This window comes from Streptomyces sp. NPDC046465 (genome assembly GCF_040646035.1).
Classification (GTDB): domain Bacteria; phylum Actinomycetota; class Actinomycetes; order Streptomycetales; family Streptomycetaceae; genus Streptomyces.
The window spans coordinates 1-1,579 of the sequence record NZ_JBEYZK010000088.1 but is presented as its reverse complement, the minus strand read 5'-3'; the positions used below and the strand labels follow the sequence as shown (position 1 = coordinate 1,579).

Sequence of the window (1,579 nt, the reverse complement as noted above, 5' to 3'; positions counted from 1 at the left end):
GTCACTTTTTTTATACTTTTTCAATTGGAGTAAAGGCTTCAATAACTTTTCCAATGATTTGAGTATTTTCATCTCTTGGAAGAAGAATATCAGGAAATAGTCGATTGCCTTCAAAATCTATATCATCATTCAAAGAGACAAGTCTAATATAATCATCTTCCACATAAACAGAACCGACTAACTCAAACAAAAAGTTTTTTACAAGAAAGTTCAAAAAAAATGGGAAGAGTACGAAAAAGAAATTGAGAAACAACAAGCTGAAGATGAACAAGTGATTTATTCAGTAGCAATGGAACCAGCACTCAAAGAAGCAATTAAAATAGCAGGAAAGAAGAAAGGTAAACTTCAAGGCGGAGCAAAGGCTGTTATAAGAGAAGCCTTAATAGAGCATTTCAAGAAGAATAAAGATTACTTTAACTAAAGTTATAGTTTTATGTTAGAGAGGAGTCAACTCAATGAATAAAACGCCATCAGAATGCTTTTAAAAGGGCTTAAAAGGCAAAATATGAGCTTATAGGACGATTCAAGCATTAAAGGGAGTGAAAAATTCGTTTTTCAATTTCTTTAGTGCTTTTTCGTTGGTTTGCTCAACGACAGGAGCATTATTTTTTACTTTGTAAAAAATAGAGTTTTTTTAAAACTCAATCAAGTCGCTAGGTCTAAAATTTAAAAACCAAAATTTAAGATCTAGCAGCTTGATTATTTAATCATCTAAATTTCAAAATCATCATCACGTGCTTTGTGTTTTGGACTTTGATTTTTTTGATAGGCTTCTAATCGCTGTTCTGATTTTTGATAGTATTGAATGTTTTTATCGACTTTATATAAAGTATCTCTTAAATCATCACGTTCAAGTTTTAGATTTTTTATTGTATCTCTGATAGTGGTATCTACATAATCTAAACTTTTGTTTTGTTCGACATACTCTATAATCTTTGTATTTAATTTATCTAATTGCTTTTCTGTTTCTTGATAGGTGGCTTTTAAGTCCTTTCCTATGGTTTCAAAACTTCTATCAAAACCAAGTCCTTGACTAATCAAGAAATCGAACTCATGAAAGACTTGTTTGAGTTTGATATTGGCATTGTCAGAATAAAGAGGGACATTTCCACTTTGTCGTTGTAGATTTTTAGCAACAGTTGTTCCATACATGATTTTATTGTTTGCCGGACTTTTCTTATCAAGATAAGAAAATCGGTCTTTATTTTTGATAAAGACTTGATAATCGCCATTTTCTAATTTATCGACACAACGTGCAGGTATCTTTATTGTCGCTTCTTTATCTAAAACAGTATCAATCGTTACGTATAAAAAATTTTCAGTTTCTTTCTCAATTTGCCAATCTTCTACCAAAATTGAAATTTCTTTTTCTTGTCCTTTTTCTTGAATGCTTTCTTTGTCTTTCCAAAGTTTCACGACTTCCTCAACTGAATAACCAATGGTATTTTTTTCTATCCGTTCTTTGAGATTTTCTTTTAAAAATTTATCATTTTTTAAACTTCTATCTCTAATTTTTTTGGTTTGTTCGCTTCCCTCTAAAAGATAAGTGGTATATTTTTTAGTATCGTCCACTTTTAAA

The 1,579-nt window shown here is 30.1% G+C and carries 3 protein-coding genes; 1 reads left to right on the top strand and 2 read right to left on the bottom strand.

Going from position 1 to position 1,579, the window contains the following annotated elements:
• Nucleotides 1–10: 10 nt before the first annotated feature.
• Entirely contained in the window at nt 11–214 is a 204-nt protein-coding gene (locus tag ABZ953_RS39375) for a hypothetical protein (protein ID WP_361734350.1), read from the bottom strand.
• 75 nt (nt 215–289) lie between these two features.
• Here ABZ953_RS39375 and ABZ953_RS39370 point away from each other — a divergent pair, with 75 nt between their 5' ends.
• Entirely contained in the window at nt 290–421 is a 132-nt protein-coding gene (locus ABZ953_RS39370; protein ID WP_257792705.1) for a hypothetical protein, read from the top strand.
• A 290-nt stretch (nt 422–711) separates the two neighbouring features.
• Here ABZ953_RS39370 and ABZ953_RS39365 read toward each other — a convergent pair.
• The coding region (locus tag ABZ953_RS39365) for a hypothetical protein (RefSeq protein ID WP_361734348.1) at nt 712–1,579 on the bottom strand (868 nt) is incomplete at its 5' end.

Bases quoted from the DNA above. Each gene is read 5' to 3' on its own strand.
- ABZ953_RS39370 (WP_257792705.1), top strand. From the start codon at position 290: ATGGAACCAGCACTCAAAGAAGCAATTAAAATAGCAGGAAAGAAGAAA.